Here is a 17,458-nt window from a genome sequence, read left to right as displayed (position 1 = left end):
TGTTCATTTGGTATTTTTTTTGCGTTTCGCTGTTTTTGTCAGCGAAGATTATAATATCATATCTCACCGACCGTGTCAACAACTTTTTTGAAAAAGTTTTCATTTTCTTGAAAACTAACGGAGAAGGAGGGATTTGAACCCTCGCGCCGCTATTAACGACCTATACCCTTAGCAGGGGCACCTCTTCAGCCACTTGAGTACTTCTCCAAACTGAATTACTTATCATAATATGAAATCGCTGTTGTTTTCAGCGCAAGGATTATTATACTAAAGGCGCTTATGATTGTCAACCTCTTTTCCAAACTATTTGTAAAAAATTACTTCTCTTCTAATATATACCTATGCTACATAGTATGATATAAGATAGGATCAAGTAAATATGGGATTATCTTGACCCTATCTTATAGTAAATATGTTAAACCATTACCTAACGTTTACCTTTATCATAAGGTTCCCCTGCCGCTTTTGGCCCAACAGATTTTCCACTAAATACAACAAGAGCAATAACCGTTAACACATATGGAAGTGCAAAGAAGAATTCATTAGGAAGTTTTCCTATAAAATCTAAGCTAAATACATCTGCTATTGAACTGGAATATAAGCTAAGTACTTGTGAAAATCCAAAGAATAAACTTGCTGCAACCACACCTGCAGGTCTCCACTTACCAAAAATAAGCGCTGCTAAGGCAATAAATCCTGTACCATGTATACTGGTTATCGTATATTGAGTGTTTTGGGTCAATACCATAATTCCACCAGCAAGACCTGCTAAAGCTCCTGACGTCAAAACACCAATATAGCGCATCTTATAGACACTAATCCCCATACTATCAACTGCTTGAGGATGCTCTCCTGTTGCTCTTAATCGTAATCCAAAAGAAGTTCTATATAGTATATACCACGAAATTAATACAATAATAAAGGCTAAATATACCGTTGGATAAACCTTACTAAATAAACTTGGTCCTATAATTGGAATTTTTTCTAATATTGGGACTGAAGTTTTTAGGAATCCTTGATTAAATGTATCCGTTCTTTGTTGTTGGAAAATTATCTCTGCCAAATAAATTGTAATACCACCAGCAAAAATATTAATAGCTGTACCTGAAATGACTTGATCACTACTTAAGTTAACAGAAAGATAAGCATGTAATAAGGCAATTAACATTCCTGCTAATACTCCGGCAATTAAAGATATCCAAGGTGCCAAACTTGTAAAACTTTCAATAAAAACAATTACTGTGGCAGACGCAAATCCACCAATCATCATAATCCCTTCTAAACCTATATTAACAACACCACTTCGCTCGGAGAATAATCCCCCCATTGCAGCTAAAATAATTGGTGTAGAATAAATCAAGGTCGCTTGAATCATTGAATAAATCAAATCTTTCATATTATTTAGCCCCCTTTACTTTTTTTAGAAGAGCCTGTATACCTTTTTGCATCGCAACAAAGATAATAATCGTTGCTGTAATTATCGTTGCTATTGCATTTGGAACCCCTTGACCTTGCATAATCGGCTGTGCTGCTTTTAAGGCACCTAATAACAAGCCACTTAATAATGAACCAATTGCAGTATTTCCACCGATTAAGGCAACGGCAATTCCATCAAATCCATAGTTTTCAAAAGATGCAATCATCCGACCGTATCCAAAGGTTCCTGATACAATAATAACACCGGCTAAACCTGAGAAGGCACCTGCAATCGCCATGGATAAAGCTGCATTTCTTTCAACTTTCATTCCTGCATATTTTGCAGCAAATGGATTAAACCCTACGGCTTTTAATTCATATCCAAAGGTTGTCTTATTAATGATAAACCAAAATAAGAATACCGCTAGAATGACTACAATAAATCCAAAGTTTAATCGTGAATTGCTTGTTAATTTACGAAGAAGTTCACTTCCAAGCAACGCATTTTCATTTAATGCTTCTGTCTTATTGGATGTACTTCCAGGAATTAACTTCATTAAATAATTGGTTAAATGCAAGGCTGTATAGTTTAGCATTATTGTAACTACAACCTCATGAACATTAAACTTTGCTTTAAGATAACCTGGTATAAATCCCCATAATCCTCCTGCTACTGCTCCTGCAATAATAACAAGCGGCAATAAGATAATTTTAGGAAGGTCTAAATTAATTCCGATAACAGTTGTTGCAAAAGCTCCCATAAGTAACTGACCTTCTGCACCGATATTAAATAAACCTGTTCTAAATGCAAATGCAACCGATAAACCGGTAAGTACAATTGGCATGACATATACAAAATACTCACCTGCAATCCTTGCACTAAACCATTTATCCGTTCCTAAGCGATCGAGGTTAATTCCTGTAATTGCACGAATCATTGATTTAAACATGATGGCAGGACTTTGTTTTGTTATCAACATAATAAATGAACCGATTAAAAATCCCATAAAAATAGCTATCAATGGAATTAGTACTTTATGGTTTTTTTCGTTTGCGACAAAATTTCTAATTTTCCCCATTATTTGATAGCTCCTTTCTTTGAACCAGACATCATCAATCCAATTTCATTTTCATTTGTTTCACTTGCATTTACAATACCTGCTATTTCTCCTTCATAGATAACGGCTATCTTATCTGATAGATTAAGAACTTCTTCCATCTCTAATGACATCAATAATACTGCTTTTCCTTGATCTCTCTCTTCAACCAAACGTTTATGTATATATTCTATAGCTCCAACATCTAGCCCTCTTGTTGGCTGAGCAGCAATAAGTAAATCCGGTGAACGATATATTTCACGTGCGATGATAGCCTTTTGCTGATTTCCTCCTGACATGCTGCGGGCTGATGTCTCACTTCCTTTTCCACTTCGTACATCAAATTCTTCAATTAATTGTTCGGACATTTTTCGTCGTTCTTCAAATTTTATTAATCCCTTTTGTGATAATGAAGAATCAAAATAAGATTGTAGTGCAAAGTTTTCTTCTAAAGAAAAGTCCAAGACTAATCCAAATTTATGACGATCTTCCGGAATATGTCCAATACCTGATAATGTTCTTTCTCGAATACTTTTATTTTGAATTTCTTTTCCATTAATTGAAATAGAGCCTGACTCCACTTTTCTTAGTCCTGTTATGGCTTCAATTAATTCTGATTGACCATTGCCATCAATTCCTGCGACGCAATATATTTCTCCACGTTTTACATCTAAACTAAAATCTTTAACGGCTACGAGTTCTCGATTATTTTTTACAACCAAATTTTTTATGGATAAAATAACCTCTTTGGGCTTAGCTTCATCTTTTTCAACGCTAAAGCTTACTTCACGTCCAACCATCATTTCGGCCATTTCTTCTTCTGTTGTATCTGCTACATCAATTGTTCCTATATATCTTCCTCGTCGTAAAACCGTACATCTGTCAGCGGCTTCTTTTATTTCTTTTAACTTATGTGTTATTAATACAATCGATTTTCCTTCTTTTACAAGTTCCTTCATGATATTAACCAATTCATGAATTTCTTGAGGTGTTAATACCGCTGTAGGTTCATCAAAAATTAATATTTCTGCATTTCTATACAACATCTTTAAAATTTCTACACGCTGTTGCATTCCTACGGATATATCTTCTATCTTCGCTTTTGGGTCTACATGAAGACCATATTGTTCACTAAGCTCTTTAACTCTTTTTTCTGCTTGGTCCATATCTATACGACCTGCAGATTTTTTAGGCTCTGCCCCTAAAATAATATTTTCTGTTACTGTAAAATTTTCTACTAATTTGAAGTGTTGGTGTACCATTCCAATTCCATAATCATTCGCGATGTTAGGATTTGCTATATTAACTTCTTTGCCTTTAACTTTTATGATTCCTTCTTCCGGTTGATACAATCCAAATAAAACACTCATAAGTGTTGATTTACCAGCCCCATTTTCTCCTAGCAACGCATGAATTTCACCCTGTTTAATTTGTAATGTAACATGATCATTGGCTTTTATTCCGGGAAATTCTTTTGTAATATCCAGCATTTCAATTACATATTCCATAACACCACTCCTTAATTTTTTAGTATAAAATAAAAACCAAGACATAAGTCTTGGTTTTTATGTCATTATGCGAATTAATCTTCTGGTACAGCTGGTACAGTGATTTCGCCTGATTTGATTTTACCTGCGTACTCATCAACTAAAGCTACAATTTCATCTGATAAGTTTGGATTTTCAGCTGGGATACCTACACCATCATTTTCAAGTGTAAATACAAGAGTTTCTCCACCTGGGAATTCACCATTCATTGCCATTTCAGCAACATTATATGATGCAACGTCAACACGTTTAACCATAGAAGTTAATACAGCAGATTCGCCATTATCTCCATATACACCATCTGCATATTGATCTTTATCAACACCAATCGCCCATACGTCTTCACCGCTTGCACGACGGTCTTTTGCTTCTTTTAATAAACCGTTACCTGCTCCACCTGCTGCATGATAAATTGCATAAGCACCATTATCATACATACGGCTTGCATATGATGCAGCAACTTCTGTTGAAACGAAGTCACCAACATATTCAACAACAACTTCCATATCTGGAGCAACTTCTTTAACACCAGCAATAAAACCAGCTTCAAATTTTTGAATTAAAGCAAAGTCCATACCACCGATAAATCCAACAGAGTTTTTACCTGCGTCAAGTGTTGCTTGAGCTGCTGCAACCCCAACTAAGAAAGAACCTTGTTCTTCTGCAAATACTGCATTTGCAACATTTGGTCGATCGGCAACAACGTCATCAATAAGCAAGTAGTTTTGCTCTGGGAAGTTATTAGAAACTTCTGACATAGATTCTACAAATAAGAATCCTGGTGCTACGATTAAATCATAATCTTCTTCTGAGAATGTTGAAAGGTTAGGAATATAATCTGCATCTGAATTTGATTGAGCATATGTAATTTCAGCTCCTGTTTCTTCAGCAAATTTTTGAATACCTTCCCAAGTCCCTTGGTTAAAAGATTTATCATCAATACCACCTGTATCTGTTACAAGCGCCACAGAAAAATCAACTTCTTCTGTCATTTCATCCGATGTATCTTCAGTTTCATCTGTTGTATCTGGTGTTTCCTCAGTTGTGTCTTCACTTTCATCAACAGTGTCTTCAACTGCATCCGTAGTGTCACCATCCGTTGATGTATCATCACTTCCACCACATGCTGTTAATCCTAAAACTAACATAAGTGCTAATAAAATTGCTAACATTTTTTTCATAATTCTTTTCCTCCCTTGTTAAGACGACAAATTTATTGTCAAAATATTTGTTACTTAATATATTATAACATATATAGACAATTTAAAACTATATATGTCTATTAAGTGATTGAATAAATTCATGACTACATTGAAATTCTAATAGACTTACATCCATATAATCATCATATTCAATGAAATATACGTTATAACCAACCATCCAATGTTTTTTACAGGTTTTCTTCTTATGATATTTAGATACTGTTTTTGATGATTGCATTGAGAGGCTTATGATGTGACTAAATGGAATAATTAGTGTGTATTTTTCTTTTTTCCCTAAAAATTCCTTTATCACTAGATGCCCATCAATGATTTCATACTGATAATAGTGCATTTGCCAGTATAAAAAGATAAAAATATACAAGTACAACACAATAAAAAAATCAATAATACGATTTATTTCATACTTTCCTATGATTTCAATTATTTCTGTTATTGAAACAACTGCCATAAATAGTATGATGAAAATAATCCACCATTGAAATAGTGTTAACTTTTTATGTCTAATGATTTCTTGTATCACGTAAACTCCAATCTAAATTTATTATAGTATATATATTTTTGAATTACAACATTGTTTTCAAATTATATGTCATTATGTAATGACATATAATTTTATTTTCTCACGTACTTTTCTTTTGCTATCTTATATAAATTATCGCCTTTAGAATCAATGACTACTGTCACTGGAAAATCTTCAACATATAATTTTCTTAATGCTTCTGGTCCTAAATCTTCATAAGCGATAACTTCTGATTTTTTTATACAATTTGCTAAGAGTGCTGCGGCTCCACCAACAGCTCCAAAATATATTGCTTTATTTTTAATCATTGAATCAACAACGTCTTGATTGCGGTTTCCTTTTCCAATCATTCCTCTCAATCCAAGTTCTAAAAGTGTCGGCGTAAATTCATCCATTCGATAGCTTGTTGTCGGTCCTGCTGAACCAATTACTTCACCTTCACGCGCCGGTGCCGGACCCACATAGTACAAAATACTTTCTTGAATTGGAAATGGCAACGGCTGATTGTTTTTTATTTGTTCTATCATCCGCTTATGCCCTGCATCCCTTGATGTATATAATGTTCCTGTAAGTAAGACTTGATCACCACACTTAAGTTGTTCAACTATTTCTTTTGTTAATGGGGTTTGAATTCGAATCATTATCTCGTCTCCTCTTAAAATTATATGACAATCTCTGCATGCCTTGTTGCATGGCAGCTCATATTAACTGCAACTGGTAATCCGGCGATATGTGTAGGATATGTCAATATATTCACACTAAGGGCTGTTGTCCTACCTCCAAAACCTTGTGGTCCAATGCCTAAATCATTCGCTGCATTTAATATATCCCGTTCAAGTCTAGCAATCACTTCATCTTCTGATGTTTGATTAATTGGACGAAGCAAGGATTTTTTTGCTAAGATTGCGGCCTTTTCAAAGGATCCTCCAACACCAACACCAACAATAATTGGCGGACATGGATTAGGACCGGCAGCTTCGATTGTTTCAAGAACAACTCTTTTTACACCTTCCATGCCCTCGGAAGGTTTTAGCATATAAATACGGCTCATGTTTTCACTGCCAATACCTTTAGGTGAAAAATAAATTTTTAATTGCCGTCCGGGAACGATATTATAATGAATCACCGCTGGAGTATTATCTCCTGTATTCACGCGATCAAATGGATCTTTTACAATGGATTTTCGCAAATATCCATCGGTATAGCCTTGGCGTACGCCTTCATTGATTGCCTGCTCAATTCCACTTTGTAAAGGCTGCATTTTTTCTATTGCTAAATCATTGTGAAAATGTATGTCTTCACCGATTTCTAGAAAAAAAACAGCGATACCTGTATCCTGACAAATAGGCATTTTTTTATTTGCAGCTATTTGTGCATTTTCAAGCAATTGATTTAAAATATTAATCCCTGTCTCCGATTCTTCAGTTTTTATAGCATCATTAAGCTTGGCTTTAATATCTTCGCCTAAATTATAGTTGGCTGATAAAATCATTGATTTAACTTTTGCTGTTACTTCTGATAGTTCGATAATTCGTAAATCTGAATGGTGCATAGCATTGTGCATTCAGTGACCTCCATATAGATTTTATTTAATAATTTTTTTATATTGATCCATAATATTGTTAAACTCTAATGTCGTTATATATGACGATGGGTTAAACTGATATGCATTATCTGTAATTAGTCCTATTTTTTTTGCTTTATACATAGATTCCAATGCATATGTATTAATTTTTTCTTTGTCTGTGAAACGTAAGAACCGATCCACTGATGATAATTCAATTTCTCCATATTCTTTTTCATATGTACGAATTAATATTGTATATACTTGTTCTCGATTAATATTTGCGCCCGGTCGATACATGTTATTTTCATATCCTAAGATGATATTATTGACATATGCTGTATATATATACTTATAATTAGGTGAATTTACATTTATGTCTGAAAAAATGATTTCTAAAGATTCTTGCACCGGAATAGAACTTGCCTTAATTAATTCTTCGACAAATTGAGCTCGTGTGATATAGGCTTGCTGATTAATCGTATATGTGCTGGATGCTGTTGTAAATGTTGATGTATAATTAATAGCCTTACGATTTGTTGTTACACCATTAATTTCTACCATTCGATCAAAAATCATTGTTCCTGTAATTTTGATTTGATATGTTGTTCCATAATCATAGGCTTTTAATGGCAAAATCATAATTGTATTGTTAATATTTCGATCTTGATCTGATGTTACGATATGTGTTTCGATTTCTTTGCCTGTTGAAATGTTGGTTACACTTACTTTTAAATTATTAAATCGTTCAATAATCCCTTTTTCTTCATAGTAAGTATAGGTGATAGGAATTCCGACAAACGCATTCATCTTTAAATCCGCATAGGGATTCAAAATGTACTTATTGGTAAAAATCGTTCCCACATCCGTTTGCTGATTATATGGATAAACCACTTCATATTGATCACTTCGTGATTTTCCTCCAAGTAGATATGTTGCGTAACCTTTATAAATATTCATTCCCAAATCTTCATAAAGGGGATCTAAAATTCCATATCTGGCATATGGGTTTTGCATGAGTTGGTTTAATCCACTGGTATAATTTGATATGTTATTGTTTAATAGTTCAAAGACATATGCCTTTCGATAGTTGTTAAAAGTCGTTCGATCCCAAGGATATCTTCCGCGAAAATATGTTTTTCCGCTTTCTTCAATCGATGAAAAGCTATTATTAAATTCCATATAGCGATTGTGCGTTTCTGCCGTTTTATTTAATGATTGATTATACGACAAAGAAGGTAAGTCATAGATTGCCCTTACACTATTGATCTGATTAATTGTTCGATTGATTTCATCATCGGTAAAACCAAAGGTACCTATTTCTCGAGCCGAAACGGTGCTGACTGCACTTATATTACATATCATAAAAATAAAAAATATAAGTACATATGAAATTATCTGTTGTTTTATATTCTTTTTTTTCATAACCATTCTTTCCTAAACAAATATTTGCATTGCATTACTATTATAACAAATTATCCCTATGTTTCCTATTACAAACATATTACAGAAAACGAGTCACCACTAGTGGCGACTCGTTTTGCATAATGTTCTTTTATTCTTCTTCTATTTTGGTCTTGATTTCTTTAATTCTTGCAATGCTTGCTATATAGACATCTTTATCTAGATCCATTAGCTTTACTCCGGATGTTACACGTCCAAAGGTACTGATGTCGTGTACACGAATGCAGATAACAACACCCTCTGTCGTAATTAAGATCACTTCATTATCGTCATTAACAGCTTTCATCCCTACAACATTGCCGGTCCTAGCATTTATCTTGTAGAATTTAACACCTTTTCCACCACGATTTTGCACACTGAATTCATCCATTGGTGTACGTTTTCCTAATCCTTTTTCAGAAACAACCAGCAAGTCCTGTCCTTGGGAGATCAGTTGCATACCTATAACTTCATCTTCAGGATTAAGGTTAATACCTTTAACTCCGATAGATGTTCGACCAATCACTCGAACGTCTGATTCAAAGAATCGAATGCATTGACCCAGTTTTGTTCCTAGAAGAACTTCTTGATTATTATCCGTAAGTTTTACTTCAATCAAAATATCATCATCTCGTAAATTGATTGCCTGTAGACCACTGACACGAATATTGGCATATTCCATAATTGACGATTTTTTAATCATTCCATCTTTGGTTGCCATTAAAAGGTATTGTTCTTCTGAATATTCTTTGAGCGGAATAACCGCAGTAATATTTTCTCCTGATTCAATCTGTAATAGATTGACAATGGCTGTTCCTCTGGCTGTACGGCTAGATTCTGGAACCTCATATGCCTTTAATCGATATACTTTTCCTCGATCTGTAAAGAATAAAATATAGTGATGTGTTGAAGTTATAAAGATACGTTCAATAAAATCTTCTTCACGAATAGTTGCACCAATTTTTCCTTTACCACCTCTATTTTGACTTTGGTAGGTATCCATTGGCATACGTTTAATATATCCTAGATGGGTCATTGTAATGGTCGTCATCTCTTCTTTGATCAAATCTTCAATATCAATTTCGCCATCATCAAAGGTAATTTTTGTCCGTCTTGGCGTTCCATATTTTGCACGAACCACAAACAACTCTTCCCGAATAACTTGTAGAAGACGTTTGGTATCTGCAAGAATAGCCTTTAACTCTTGTATTAATTCCAGTAATTCCTGATATTCATTTTGTAGTTTTTCCCGTTCCAAACCAGTAAGTGCACGTAAACGCATATCAACAATTGCTTGAGCTTGAGCCTCTGAAAAACCAAAACGTTCCATTAAGTTAATCTTAGCATCCGGCGTACTATTTGAAGCACGAATGATTTTGATAACTTCATCAATGTGGTCTAAGGCTTTAATCAAACCTTCTAAAATATGTGCACGATCTTCTGCACGTTTTAACTCATATTTTGTACGTCGTGTTACTACATCTTTTTGATGATCCAAATAATATACAAGCATTTGCTTTAAATTCAATATCTTGGGCTCGTTATTGACTAATGAAAGCATATTCATACCAAAGGAATCTTGTAATTGCGTATGCTTATAAAGTTTGTTTAAGATAACGTTGGCATTGGCATCTCGCTTTAATTCAATAACCATGCGCATACCGCGTCGGTCGGATTCATCACGTAAATCACTGATACCTTCAATCCGTTTTTCTTTAACCAAATCGGCTATTTTTTCAATCAAACGTGCTTTATTGACCTGGAAAGGTAATTCGGTCACGATGATTCGCTGGCGTGTTGCACTCATTGGCTCTATATCAACTGTTGCACGGACTTTAACCATACCTCGTCCTGTGCGATAGGCTTCTGTAATGCCCGTCGTACCTAAGATATTACCAAAGGTTGGAAAATCCGGTCCTTTGATAATATCAATCAATTCATCAATATCGGTATCTCGGTCTTCATTGACTTGATTATCAATAATCTTGACAACACCATCGATGACTTCTTCCAAGTTATGTGGCGGAATATTTGTTGCCATTCCAACTGCAATACCTGATGCCCCATTAACCAAAAGGTTTGGGTATCTTGACGGAAGAACTACCGGTTCTTTTAACGATTCATCAAAGTTAGGTCGATAGTCAATCGTATCTTTATTGATATCAGCTAACATTTCCATGGATATTTTACTTAATCTAGCTTCCGTATAACGCATAGCTGCGGCACTATCACCATCAACCGATCCAAAGTTTCCATGCCCTTCAACCAACATTTCCCGCATAGAAAAATCTTGGGCTAGTCGTACCATAGCATCATATATTGAGGAGTCACCATGAGGGTGATATTTACCCATTGTATCTCCGACGATACGCGCCGATTTACGGAAAGGTTTATCCGGAGATAAGTTCAACTCACTCATTGAGTATAAAATTCGTCGTTGTACAGGTTTTAATCCATCGCGTACATCAGGCAATGCTCTTGAAGCAATAACGCTCATTGCATAGTCGATGTATGATTTTTTCATCTCATCTTGTAACTCGACGGAAATAATCTGATCTCTTTGTTGATTTTCATCCATTCGTTGCTACCTCCAAATCATTATATATCCAAATTCTTAACGTATTTTGCATGCGTTTCAATAAATTCACGTCGTGGTTCGACACGATCACCCATAAGTGTTGTAAATATTTCATCTGCGCCGGCTGCATCATCAATTTCAACACGTAAAAGAATTCGATTCTCAGGATCCATTGTTGTATCCCATAACTGCTCAGCATCCATCTCTCCAAGACCTTTATACCGTTGCAATGTAATACCGTCTCTTCCGATTTCATCAAGTAGCTTATCAAGCGCTTTTTCATTGTAAACATATTCTGAGCGTTTGTTTTTCGTGACTTTATATAGTGGTGGCTGTGCAATAAATACATTACCATTTTCAACCAATTGAGGCATATAACGATAAAAGAAAGTTAACAACAATGTACGAATATGCGCACCGTCAACATCGGCATCCGTCATGATAACAATTTTATGGTATCGAAGTTTTTCTAAGTCAAAATCATCGGTAATCCCTGCGCCAAAGGCTGTAATCATCGCTTGGATTTCTTTGTTGCCAAGGATACGGTCTAATCGTGCTTTTTCAACATTTAATATTTTCCCTCGAAGTGGTAATATCGCTTGTGTTCGTCGGTCTCTAGCAGACTTTGCAGATCCTCCGGCTGAATTACCCTCGACAATATAGATTTCTGAAAGCGCAGGATCTTTTTCTGAACAGTCTGCTAACTTTCCAGGTAATGACGTACTTTCTAATGCTGTTTTTCTACGTGTTAAATCCCTTGCTTTACGCGCCGCCGAACGTGCTCTTGCTGCATTAACTGCTTTATTCAAAATCGTTTTTGCAACGGATGGATTCTCTTCAAGAAAATAATTCAGATGTTCAGATAATATAGAATCTACTGCACCTCGGGCTTCACTATTACCTAGCTTTTGCTTTGTCTGTCCTTCAAATTGAGGATCACCAATCTTAATACTAATAACCGCTGTAATCCCTTCACGAACATCTTCACCGGCTAAATTCGGCTCATTATCTTTTAAAAATTTATTTTTACGTGCATAATCATTTAATGTTTTTGTTAAGCTCGCTCTAAAACCGCTTAAGTGTGTCCCACCTTCAGGTGTATTAATATTATTAACAAAAGTAAATACATTCTCTACATAGGAATCATTGTGTTGGAAGGATACTTCCACCAATACATTATCTTTTTCACCTTCACAATAAAATACTTCCGGATACGCTTTTTCTTTGTTCCGGTTACGATAAGCTACAAACTCAATGATTCCGCCTTCATAGTGAAACTCTTCTTTTTGCTCTTCACCAACACGTTTGTCTTCCAGTGAAATATATAATCCTTTCGTTAAAAAAGCCATTTCTTGTAAGCGATTTTTAAGCAAATCAAAATCATAAACCGTTTCTTCAAAAATCTCTGGATCCGGCTTAAAATGGACATAAGTTCCTGTTGTTTTTGTTTTTCCAATGACTTCAAGTGGTTTAATCATCTTACCACGTTCAAAGCGTTGAAAATGAACTTTTTTGTCTTGATAAACAGTAACTTCCAACCATTCAGAAAGGGCATTAACAACTGAAGCACCTACACCATGTAATCCACCAGAAACTTTATAGCCACTTCCGCCAAATTTTCCACCTGCGTGAAGGATTGTAAATACAACCGTAACCGCCGGTAGTCCTTTTTGCTTTTGAATTCCTACTGGAATCCCGTAACCATCATCTAATACCGATATTGAATTATCTTCATGAATAGTTACTTGAATCTTGTTACAACGATTGGCTAATGCTTCATCCACGGAATTATCAACAATCTCATAAACAAGATGATGTAATCCACGTGAAGATGTACTACCAATATACATTCCCGGTCTTTTTCGAACAGCTTCCAATCCTTCCAAAACCTGTATTTGGCTTTCATTGTACTCTAAATTTTTACTCATGTGTACCTCCTGATTGCATGATTACCATTATAGCTTAGTCTACTTTGTTATGCAATTTCTCCTGATTTGATATAAAAAAAGCTTTTATGGTGATTATTTTTTTGAATAAAATCTTCGACACCTGTACAAGTAATAAATGTTTGTATATCACTTAGATGATTCATCAAATAAACCTGACGATGCCCATCCAATTCTGATAAGACATCATCTAATAAAAGAATCGGTCGAATATTTTTTTGCTGAACAACTAAATCAATCTCGGATAACTTTAAAGACAGTGCTGCTGTTCTTTGCTGACCTTGAGAACCATACTTTCTTAGATCAACACCATTAAGTTCAAACAAAAGATCGTCGCGGTGAGGTCCAACCGTGGTTGAACCAAAGCGAATATCCCTTGGTGTCGATGCACTGATTTTTCTTTCAAATTCCTCAATTGATGTATTTTTTTCATAAACTAAATTCATTTTTTCTTTATTGCCGGATATATCATAATGTCGTTTTTGATAAATAATATTTAAGTCCGATATGAACTTTTCTCGATAATCAATCACTTTGGAACCTATGTCAATAAACTGTATATTCCAAATATCCAACTGGTCTTTTAAACTTTGCGAATAGTTTTTTTGACAGTTTTTTAATAAGGCATTGCGCTGTTTAAGTAAATGATGATACTGATGCAAATATTTATAATAAACGCCATCAAGTTGACTCAGTTCAATATCAATAAAGCGTCGTCGCTCTTTGGGTCCACTTTTTATTAAACTTAAATCCTCTGGTGAGAACATAATCACATGAACCACACCTAAAAGGTCATCCATTTTTTTTATTGGCAATTTATTGATGGCGATATGTTTCTTATTCGACTTTCGAAAATGCACATCAATCGTAAATATTTCCTCATCTTTTTCAACATCAAGAGTTATATGCGCAGCATCAAATCCCATTTGAATCATTTCTTTAAATGCATTCGTTCGATGGGATTTTGACGTTGCACACACATAAATAGCCTCAAGGATGTTGGTTTTACCTTGAGCGTTATCGCCATGGATAATATTCATTTTTTCATCAAACTCAACTGAGCATTCCTCATAATTTCTAAAATTCTTCAGATGCATTCGTTTAATTATCATGTAAACACCATCAGTCTACTATTTTTATGGTTTGATCTTCAAAAGTTATTACATCTCCTGGATATACTTTTCTACCTCGACGTGTATCCACTTCTCCATTGACTTGAACTAATCCGTCACTAATAAATAGTTTAGCATAAGATCCTGAATCTGCAATACCTGCTAATTTTAATACTTGTCCTAATTTAATAAAAGGCTGATCAATCTTTATTTCCTTCATCACGTGGTCTCCTCTTAAACTTGACCAAAAATACTTACAACAATTCATTATACCACTCTTTGTCAATTCATGGTCAATATAATTAACTCAAGCGAATCGGTAAAATCAGATACTTAAAGGATTCATCCGTTGAGTTTTTAATAATACATGGATTTAATGCAGATGTAAATGTCAATTCAACAACTTCATTTTCAATGACTTTAAGTGCATCAATAAGATACTTAGGGTTAAAGGCAATATTTAATGTGTTTCCTTCTCGATCAATGTCAATCTCTTCATGTACCTTTCCTAAATCCGTATTCGAAGTAATAGAAAGGGTATCGTCTTCAATTTGGAATTTAATCGGATTCTTCTTACTATCACGTGCCATCAACGCTGCACGATCAATACTTTGAAGTAAGTTTTTACGGTCCACCTTAATCAAGGTTTCATAATCCGATGAAAAAATCTGATCATACTTTGGAAAATCCCCTTCAAGAAGTCGGGACACAATAATCGTTTCATTGAGTTCAAATAAAATATGCTTATCGGTAAAATATATGGCAACTTCGCTGTCTTCTTCCGTTGAGAATATTTTTTGAATCTCCGATAAAGTCTTACCTGGAATAACAACAGATAAATTTTCAAAATTTTCACTTAATTCAGTTTGTCGTATTGAAATTCGATATCCATCAACTGACACAATATTCAGAAAATTATCTTTTATCTCAAACAATTCGCCCGTGAGTATGGGACGGATTTCTTCAACAGCTATTGAGAAAATCGTTTGATGAATCATATTCCTTAACACATTTTGTGATATCAAAAGTGGTTTAGTTTTCGTTACTTGTGGCAACTGAATAAATTCAGAACCTGGTTGTGTTGAAATATTAAAAACAGATTTTTCACATTTAATGGTCATAAGTTGATGTTCATCGACAGTGATTTCAACATCACTATCCGGTAGTTTTCGAATAATTTCAGAAAACATTTTTGAATCAACGGCTATATTTCCAGGCTTTACAATGGTTGCTTTTGTTCTATGTTCAATTCCAAGTTCAAGATCATTACCTATAAGTTTAAAGTCATCTTCATGAGCGTCCAATAAGATACATTGAAGAATAGGCAATGTTGTTCTTGTTGATACTGCTTTTAAAACAGTATTAACTCCATTAAGTAAATCATTCTTTTGACAAATGATATGCATGTGAATAACTCCTTTCGCGTAAAAACAATAATATAAATAAATATTTTTTTAGTAATGATAATAATAGGCACTGTTAATTTGTGAATAAGTAGTCAAACCAATGATGACTAAAGCTTTTTTCATCAAGTATAAACATGTTGACGAAAGAAAAAGTTGTTATAAACAGTTAACAGGTCTTTTTTTGCAGAAAAATCTATCCACAAGTCGATTTTAATTGACCACATGAAAATTCTATAGATATCCACAGCTATTTGCCAACGATTTTTTTAGTCAATATATCAATTGAATTTTTTAGTGTGGCATCTTTTTTAATATCTTGGTTAATCTTTTCGTAGCCGTGCAAAACAGTGGTGTGATCTCGTTTTCCAAGGATTTCTCCAATACGTGGTAAAGAGGCATCGGTTAATTTACGGCACAAATACATCACGATTTGCCTTGGATAGGCGATTTCACGCGGTCTTTTTTTGCTGACAATATCTGAGTGACTAATATTATAGTGTTCTGCCACGACTTCTAAAATCAATTCGGGTGTAACAATATTATCTTCTTGTGGTGCTATAAGATCCTTAAGTGCGTCTTCTGCAATTTGTTTGGTTATTTTTTCATAGCCTAGTTGTACTAAGCGAGAATAGGCAACGATTTTTGTAACAGCGCCTTCCAGCTCACGGATATTGGATTTGATGTTGGCAGCAACATATTGAAGGACTTCATCATCTAAATCTAAGCTTTCAAGTTCAGCTTTATTTTTTAAGATCGCCATACGTGTTTCAAAATCAGGGGCTTGAATATCAGCAATTAGGCCCCATTCAAAGCGTGATCGTAAGCGTTCCTCTAGGGTTTCAATCTCTTTAGGTGGACGATCTGAAGAAATAATAATTTGTTTTTTAGCTTCATATAGAGTATTAAAGGTATGGAAAAATTCTTCTTGGGTTCGTTCTTTTCCTGCAATAAACTGTATATCGTCGACGAGCAATACATCAATGTTTCGATATTTTTGACGAAAAGCTTCATTCTTATCGGCACGGATTGAATTAATGAGTTCATTGGTAAATTTTTCAGATGAAACGTATAAGACCTTGGTATCTGGCGATTCATTTAAAATGAAATGCGCAATCGAATGCATGAGATGGGTTTTACCAAGTCCAACACCTCCATATATAAAGAGGGGGTTGTATGCTTCGGCAGGTGCTTCCGCAACAGCTAAGGCGGCAGCGTTGGCAAATTTATTGTTATTTCCTACAACGAAGGTTTCAAATGTGTAGCGCGTATTTAAGTTACTATCGCTTGTTGTTATAGAAGGAACTGGTTTTTTTTCTGCATGCTTACGTGAAGAATCATCTTCAACAACGGAATCTTCTAGGACAAATCGAACGTCATAAGATTCATTCATGGTCTCACTAATTGCGATGAGAATGGTTTTTAGATATTTTTTTTCAATAATATCAATGACAATTTTATCTTCGGCTTGAATGATGATCGTATCATCCTCAATGCGTAGAGGTTTTAGATTTTTTAAGAATGCGATATATGAGACTTTAGAAATATCCGATTCATAACGTAATAAATCTTGGACCTTCCCCCAGTTTTCTATGATGTTTTGAGCCAA

14 protein-coding genes and 1 tRNA gene are annotated in these 17,458 nt (G+C 34.6%); all 15 read right to left on the bottom strand.

Features of this window, described 5'->3' with window-relative positions; genetic code table 11:
* Nucleotides 1-118: 118 nt before the first annotated feature.
* A tRNA-Ser gene (locus tag QBE53_00075) sits at nucleotides 119-207 on the bottom strand.
* 220 nt (nucleotides 208-427) lie between these two features.
* Nucleotides 428-1,396, bottom strand: a complete 969-nt coding sequence (locus QBE53_00070; protein WZL81549.1) for an ABC transporter permease — start codon at nucleotides 1,394-1,396, stop codon at nucleotides 428-430.
* Nucleotide 1,397: 1 nt separating this feature from the next.
* A complete protein-coding gene (locus QBE53_00065; protein WZL81548.1) occupies nucleotides 1,398-2,495 on the bottom strand; it encodes an ABC transporter permease in 1,098 nt (365 codons plus the stop codon).
* Entirely contained in the window at nucleotides 2,495-4,021 is a 1,527-nt protein-coding gene (locus tag QBE53_00060; GenBank protein ID WZL81547.1) for an ABC transporter ATP-binding protein, read from the bottom strand. The genes QBE53_00065 and QBE53_00060 overlap by 1 nt, the downstream gene beginning before the upstream one ends.
* A 74-nt stretch (nucleotides 4,022-4,095) precedes the next feature.
* Nucleotides 4,096-5,241 carry a BMP family protein gene (locus tag QBE53_00055; GenBank protein ID WZL81546.1) on the bottom strand — a complete coding sequence of 382 codons (1,146 nt, stop codon included), beginning with the start codon at nucleotides 5,239-5,241 and terminating at the stop codon, nucleotides 4,096-4,098.
* A gap of 88 nt (nucleotides 5,242-5,329) precedes the next feature.
* Nucleotides 5,330-5,803, bottom strand: coding sequence for a hypothetical protein (locus tag QBE53_00050; GenBank protein ID WZL81545.1), 474 nt, complete (start codon nucleotides 5,801-5,803; stop codon nucleotides 5,330-5,332).
* Between the two features lie 92 nt (nucleotides 5,804-5,895).
* Nucleotides 5,896-6,444, bottom strand: a complete 549-nt coding sequence (locus QBE53_00045) for a Fe-S-containing hydro-lyase (protein WZL81544.1) — start codon at nucleotides 6,442-6,444, stop codon at nucleotides 5,896-5,898.
* A gap of 20 nt (nucleotides 6,445-6,464) precedes the next feature.
* A complete protein-coding gene (locus QBE53_00040; protein WZL81543.1) occupies nucleotides 6,465-7,367 on the bottom strand; it encodes a fumarate hydratase in 903 nt (300 codons plus the stop codon).
* 21 nt (nucleotides 7,368-7,388) lie between these two features.
* A complete protein-coding gene (locus QBE53_00035; GenBank protein WZL81542.1) occupies nucleotides 7,389-8,792 on the bottom strand; it encodes an S-layer homology domain-containing protein in 1,404 nt (467 codons plus the stop codon).
* Between the two features lie 130 nt (nucleotides 8,793-8,922).
* Nucleotides 8,923-11,388 carry a DNA gyrase subunit A gene (gyrA, locus tag QBE53_00030; GenBank protein WZL81541.1) on the bottom strand — a complete coding sequence of 822 codons (2,466 nt, stop codon included), beginning with the start codon at nucleotides 11,386-11,388 and terminating at the stop codon, nucleotides 8,923-8,925.
* A 20-nt stretch (nucleotides 11,389-11,408) separates the two neighbouring features.
* On the bottom strand, nucleotides 11,409-13,316 hold the full coding sequence (gene gyrB / locus QBE53_00025; GenBank protein ID WZL81540.1) for a DNA topoisomerase (ATP-hydrolyzing) subunit B: 1,908 nt from the start codon (nucleotides 13,314-13,316) through the stop codon (nucleotides 11,409-11,411).
* Between the two features lie 47 nt (nucleotides 13,317-13,363).
* Nucleotides 13,364-14,446 carry a DNA replication/repair protein RecF gene (gene recF / locus QBE53_00020; GenBank protein WZL81539.1) on the bottom strand — a complete coding sequence of 361 codons (1,083 nt, stop codon included), beginning with the start codon at nucleotides 14,444-14,446 and terminating at the stop codon, nucleotides 13,364-13,366.
* Between the two features lie 10 nt (nucleotides 14,447-14,456).
* Nucleotides 14,457-14,666: an RNA-binding S4 domain-containing protein gene (locus QBE53_00015; protein ID WZL81538.1), complete on the bottom strand. Its 210-nt coding sequence runs from the start codon at nucleotides 14,664-14,666 to the stop codon at nucleotides 14,457-14,459.
* An 82-nt stretch (nucleotides 14,667-14,748) separates the two neighbouring features.
* Nucleotides 14,749-15,852: a DNA polymerase III subunit beta gene (gene dnaN, locus QBE53_00010; GenBank protein WZL81537.1), complete on the bottom strand. Its 1,104-nt coding sequence runs from the start codon at nucleotides 15,850-15,852 to the stop codon at nucleotides 14,749-14,751.
* A 247-nt stretch (nucleotides 15,853-16,099) separates the two neighbouring features.
* Nucleotides 16,100-17,458, bottom strand: coding sequence for a chromosomal replication initiator protein DnaA (dnaA, locus tag QBE53_00005; protein WZL81536.1), 1,359 nt, complete (start codon nucleotides 17,456-17,458; stop codon nucleotides 16,100-16,102).

The organism is Vallitaleaceae bacterium 9-2 (genome assembly GCA_038396585.1).
GTDB lineage: Bacteria > Bacillota > Clostridia > Lachnospirales > Vallitaleaceae > UBA1351.
The sequence above is the reverse complement of the archived record's forward strand: the minus strand, read 5'-3'. Positions and strand labels throughout refer to the sequence as shown.

Bases quoted from the DNA above. Each gene is read 5' to 3' on its own strand.
- QBE53_00070 (WZL81549.1), bottom strand. From the start codon at position 1,396: ATGAAAGATTTGATTTATTCAATGATTCAAGCGACCTTGATTTATTCT.
- QBE53_00065 (WZL81548.1), bottom strand. From the start codon at position 2,495: ATGGGGAAAATTAGAAATTTTGTCGCAAACGAAAAAAACCATAAAGTA.
- QBE53_00060 (WZL81547.1), bottom strand. From the start codon at position 4,021: ATGGAATATGTAATTGAAATGCTGGATATTACAAAAGAATTTCCCGGA.
- QBE53_00055 (WZL81546.1), bottom strand. From the start codon at position 5,241: ATGAAAAAAATGTTAGCAATTTTATTAGCACTTATGTTAGTTTTAGGA.
- QBE53_00045 (WZL81544.1), bottom strand. From the start codon at position 6,444: ATGATTCGAATTCAAACCCCATTAACAAAAGAAATAGTTGAACAACTT.
- QBE53_00040 (WZL81543.1), bottom strand. From the start codon at position 7,367: ATGCACAATGCTATGCACCATTCAGATTTACGAATTATCGAACTATCA.
- QBE53_00035 (WZL81542.1), bottom strand. From the start codon at position 8,792: ATGAAAAAAAAGAATATAAAACAACAGATAATTTCATATGTACTTATA.
- gyrA (WZL81541.1), bottom strand. From the start codon at position 11,388: ATGGATGAAAATCAACAAAGAGATCAGATTATTTCCGTCGAGTTACAA.
- gyrB (WZL81540.1), bottom strand. From the start codon at position 13,316: ATGAGTAAAAATTTAGAGTACAATGAAAGCCAAATACAGGTTTTGGAA.
- recF (WZL81539.1), bottom strand. From the start codon at position 14,446: ATGATAATTAAACGAATGCATCTGAAGAATTTTAGAAATTATGAGGAA.
- QBE53_00015 (WZL81538.1), bottom strand. From the start codon at position 14,666: ATGAAGGAAATAAAGATTGATCAGCCTTTTATTAAATTAGGACAAGTA.
- dnaN (WZL81537.1), bottom strand. From the start codon at position 15,852: ATGCATATCATTTGTCAAAAGAATGATTTACTTAATGGAGTTAATACT.